The sequence below is a fragment of the Nevskia sp. genome, assembly GCF_023266035.1.
Classification (GTDB): Bacteria; Pseudomonadota; Gammaproteobacteria; order Nevskiales; family Nevskiaceae; genus Nevskia.
Map to the genome: position 1 here is coordinate 1 of NZ_JAHFRY010000216.1, position 4,622 is coordinate 4,622.

Below are 4,622 nucleotides of genomic sequence, written 5' to 3' on the forward strand. Positions count from 1 at the left end.
GCCTGCTCCCATCAAGCCTTTGAAATGACGGCGCGATGGTTGCATTGCCTTGCGGCGGCGCGCTTTATACCATACGCCGCTCGACGCTGACCACCCGCCCCTTGCGGCCCCATCCGGACAGCGCGCGGCGACCGCCGCATCTCCCCCCAGCAGCAGGCACGAAATCTTACATGTCGGTAACCATCAAGAATCCGGAAGAGCGCGACGGCATGCGCGCCGCCGGCCGGGCAGCAGCCTCCGTGTTGACCATGATCGCGCCGCATGTGAAGGCCGGCGTGACCACCGAGGCGCTCGATCAGCTTTGTCATGACTACATCGTCAACGATCTGAAGGGCATCCCCGCCCCACTCGGCTACGGCGGCGGCCACGGCCGGATGCCGTTTCCGAAGTCGGTCTGCACCTCGCTCAATCACGTCGTCTGCCATGGCATCCCGGCCAACAAGGCCTTGAAGCGCGGTGACGCGCTGAATATCGATGTCACCGTGATCATCGACGGCTGGCACGGCGACACCAGCCAGATGTTCTACATCGGCGAGCCGACCATCCTCGCCAAGCGGCTGACCGAAACCACGCGTGAGGCGATGCTGGCCGGCATCCGCAAGGTCAAGCCGGGCGCGCGCCTCGGCGACATCGGCGCGGCGATCCAGACGATTGCCGAATCGCGCGGCTATTCGATCGTCCGTGACTACTGCGGCCACGGCATCGGCCGGATCTTTCATGAAGATCCGCAGGTGGTGCATTACGGCCGCGTCGGCACCGGCATGGAACTGGTGCCGGGCATGACCTTCACGATCGAACCGATGCTCAACGCCGGCAAGGCCGAAGTCAGGCTGCTGCCGGATGGCTGGACCGTGGTCACCAAGGACCATTCGCTGTCGGCACAGTGGGAACACACCATCCTGGTCACCGAAACCGGCTACGAAATCCTGACCCTGCGCGAAGGGGAGGCCGTTTGAAGACGGCTGTGGTCAGTGTCCAGCGGTCAGTCGTCAGAGATCGTGCGGCAGGCGCCGTCCGCTCTTCAAGCAGGAATCACCTGCGATCCGCAGAATGCTCTGATTCCAAGGGCCACTGGCCACTGGCCACTTATCACTGGACACTGTTTCATGGGCGCTGAAATCGAGCTGAACGAAGACGAAAGCATCGCCGTCTTCTCCGCACGCCGCGTCCGCAACCGCCTGCGCGCCGATGGCGGCAAGCCGATCATCGCGTTCCGCGAAACCCTGGCCTGGGGCCGCGAGCGGCTGGTTGGTCTGTTCCATGAAGGCACGCCGGCCGATTCGCTGGTCCACGCCCGCGCCCATCTGGTCGACGAAGTGCTGCGCGAAGCCTGGACGCAGTTCCTACCGCAGTCCTCGGGCGGTCTGGCGCTGATGGCCGTCGGCGGTTACGGCCGCGGCGAACTGCTGCCGTATTCGGATATCGATCTGCTGGTGCTGTTCGACGAGGCCTCGCTGGAAGCCTCGAAGTCGCAGCTGGAAAACTTCTTCGCCTTCCTGTGGGACATCGGCCTCGATGTCGGTTCAGCCGTGCGCAGCGTGCCCCAATGCGCCGAACTGGCGGCCAGCGATGTCACCGTCATCACCAATCTGACCGAAGCCCGGCCGCTGATCGGCGACCTGAGCCTGTTCGCCGCGCTGCAGGAAGCGATGCGGCCGGAGCACATGTGGCCGGTCGATGCCTTCTTCCGCGCCAAGGTTGCCGAGCAGCAGGCTCGCCACGCGAAGTACGACGACAGCGCCTACAAGCTGGAGCCGAACGTCAAGGAAAGCCCCGGCGGCCTGCGCGACATCCATACCGTGGCCTGGGTGGCCAAGCGGCATTTCGGCGCGTCTTCGCTCACGGAGCTGCGCGAGCGCGGTTTCTTGACCAAGACCGAATGCGACGAATTGTTTGCCGGCCAGGATTTCCTCTGGCGGGTGCGCTTCGCGCTACACATGATCACCGGCCGCCATGAAGACCGGCTGCTGTTCGATCACCAGAACAAGATCGCCACCTTGTTCGGCTACGAAGACCCGGACCGCAATCGCGCCGTCGAGCAGTTCATGCAGCTGTACTACCGGACGATCAAAAGTCTGAGCTGCCTGAACGACATGCTGCTGCAGCTGTTCGAAGAAGCGATCCTCGGCAAGGGCCAGGATCTCGAACCCAAGCCACTGAACTCGCGCTTCCAGCTGCGCGGCTGCTATATCGAAGCCCGCGCCGACGATGTGTTCCAGAAGGCCCCGTCGGCGCTGATCGAAGTGTTCGCGCTGATGCAGCAGCATCCGAAGATCGAAGGCATCACCACCGGCACCCTGCGCCTGATTCGCCGCGATCGCCGCCTGATCGACGACAGCGTGCGCAGCGAATTGCGCAGCCGCAGCCTGTTCATCGGCATGTTCCAGCAAGGGCCTGGGCTGACGCGTGCGCTGCGGCGGATGAACCGCTACGGCGTGCTCGGCCGCTATCTGCCGGTGTTCGGTCAGATCATCGGCCACATGCAGTACGACCTGTTCCACACGCTGACCGTTGATGAACACACGCTGCGCCTGGTGCGCAATCTGCGGCGCCTGAACATGACGCTGTTCCATCACGAGCTGCCGTTCTTCAGCGACGTGATGGGCCGTATTGCGCGCCAGGACCTGCTCTACGTTGCCGGCCTCTATCACGATCTCGGCAAGGGTTCCGGCGGCGATCACTCGGAAGCCGGCGCGGTGGAAGCGGAGAAATTCTGCCTCGCCCACGGCCTGTCCCATACCGATGCCGAGCTGGTCTGCTGGCTGGTCCGCAACCATCTGCTGATGTCGCTGACCGCACAGCGCCAGGACATTTCCAACCCGGAAATCGTCACCGCGTTCGCGACCAAGGTGGGCAACCGCAGCCGCCTCGATTACCTGCTGGTACTGACCGTCTCCGACATCCGTGCGACCAATCCGGCGCTGTGGAATTCCTGGCGCGAAAGCCTGCTGCGCGAGCTGTATCACAGCGCCGGCCGGGCGCTGGAGCGCGGGCTCGACAACCCGATGACCATCGCCGAGAAGGTCGCCGAACAGCGCCGCACGGCCTATGCACTGCCGGGGGCAAGGGATGTCGACGGCGCGCTGACCGATCGCATCTGGGGTCGCTTCACGCCGGACTATTTCCTGCGCCACTCGCCGGCCGAACTGGTCTGGCATCTGGCCGCGATCGCCAACACCACCGAGGACCAGCTGCCGCTGATCCTGGTCCGCACCTTGGATGGCCGCGGCACCACGGTGTTCGTCTACATGCGCGATCGCGATCACCTGTTCGGCCTGTCGACCGGCGTGCTCGCCAAGCTGGGCCTGAACATTCTCGACGCCCGCATCAACACCACGGCCGATGGCTACGCGCTCGATTCCTTCGTGGTCATGGAAGGCGACGGCACGCCGATCGAGAACGTGCATCGCTTCGAGGAAATCGGTAGTGCGCTGCGCAAGGTACTGGCGGATCCGTCGATCTCGGTCGTCGATGTCAACCGCCGCCGCGCCACGCGCCTGCGCCACTTCGACACGCCGACCAACATCCATTTCAGCCAGGACACCGCCCACGGCCGGACCATGCTGGAACTGGTGACCGCCGACCAGCCAGGCTTGCTGTCGCTGATCGGCCGCGTGTTCCACAAGCGCGGCATCCTGCTTGATGCCGCCAAGATCGCGACCATCGGCGAGCGCGCCGAGGACGTGTTCTACATCACCGATCGGCAGCACCAGCCGATTACCAACGAGAAGGTGCTGGACGAACTGCGCGAAGTGCTGACCCGCACGCTGAACAGCGCTGAAAGCACCCATAAATAAAATCGAATAGAACAACCGAGAGACTGCTTGAACAATCAAGAATTGAAGGCGATCGTCGAGAGCGCCTGGGACGACCGCGCCACGCTGGATGCCTCGAACACTGCTGTAGCCGCTGCCGTAGAAGCCGCGATCGAACTGCTGGACTCGGGTGCGGCCCGCGTCGCCGAACCTGTTGCGGCTGGCTGGCAAGTCAACGACTGGCTGAAGAAAGCCGTGCTGCTGTACTTCCGCCTGCATGACAACACGCCGATGGAAATGGGCCCCTTGATGGGCTACGACAAGGTGCCGCTCAAGTACGCCGGCTGGACCGCCGAGCGCTTCAAGGCACAGGGCGCGCGCATCGTGCCGCCGGCCTCGGTACGCCGTGGCGCCTACATCGCGCCGGGCGCGATCCTGATGCCGAGCTTCGTCAATATCGGCGGCTACGTCGGCAAGGGCACGATGGTCGACACCTGGGCCACGGTCGGCTCCTGCGCGCAGATCGGCGCCAACGTCCACCTGTCCGGCGGCGTCGGCATCGGCGGCGTGCTTGAACCGCTGCAGGCAGCGCCGACGATCATCGAGGACGACTGCTTCATCGGCGCCCGTTCGGAAATCGTCGAAGGCGTGATCGTCGAGAAGGGCGCGGTGATCTCGATGGGCGTGTTCATCGGCCAGTCGACGCCGATCTTCGATCGCGAGAAGAACACCGTCAGCTATGGCCGCGTGCCGGCCGGCTCGGTGGTCGTCGCCGGTTCGCTGCCCCGGGACGGCGACGATCGCGATGTCGACCGCGGCCAATCGCTATCAGCAGACGCACGGCAAGGACGCGGCAGTCGATCCGGC

The 4,622-nt window shown here is 64.5% G+C and carries 3 protein-coding genes; all 3 read left to right on the forward strand.

The genetic code is table 11. The features are described 5' to 3' along the window. Positions 1-170 precede the first annotated feature (170 nt). Entirely contained in the window at positions 171-956 is a 786-nt protein-coding gene (map, locus tag Q0D45_RS21005) for a type I methionyl aminopeptidase (protein ID WP_293397702.1), read from the forward strand. A gap of 150 nt (positions 957-1,106) precedes the next feature. Continuing rightward, positions 1,107-3,797 (forward strand): [protein-PII] uridylyltransferase, encoded by a 2,691-nt coding sequence (gene glnD, locus Q0D45_RS21010; RefSeq protein WP_293397704.1) that lies wholly within the window; start codon positions 1,107-1,109, stop codon positions 3,795-3,797. A 42-nt stretch (positions 3,798-3,839) separates the two neighbouring features. Next, on the forward strand, positions 3,840-4,622 hold a 783-nt coding region (locus Q0D45_RS21015), incomplete at its 3' end, for a 2,3,4,5-tetrahydropyridine-2,6-dicarboxylate N-succinyltransferase (protein WP_366946518.1).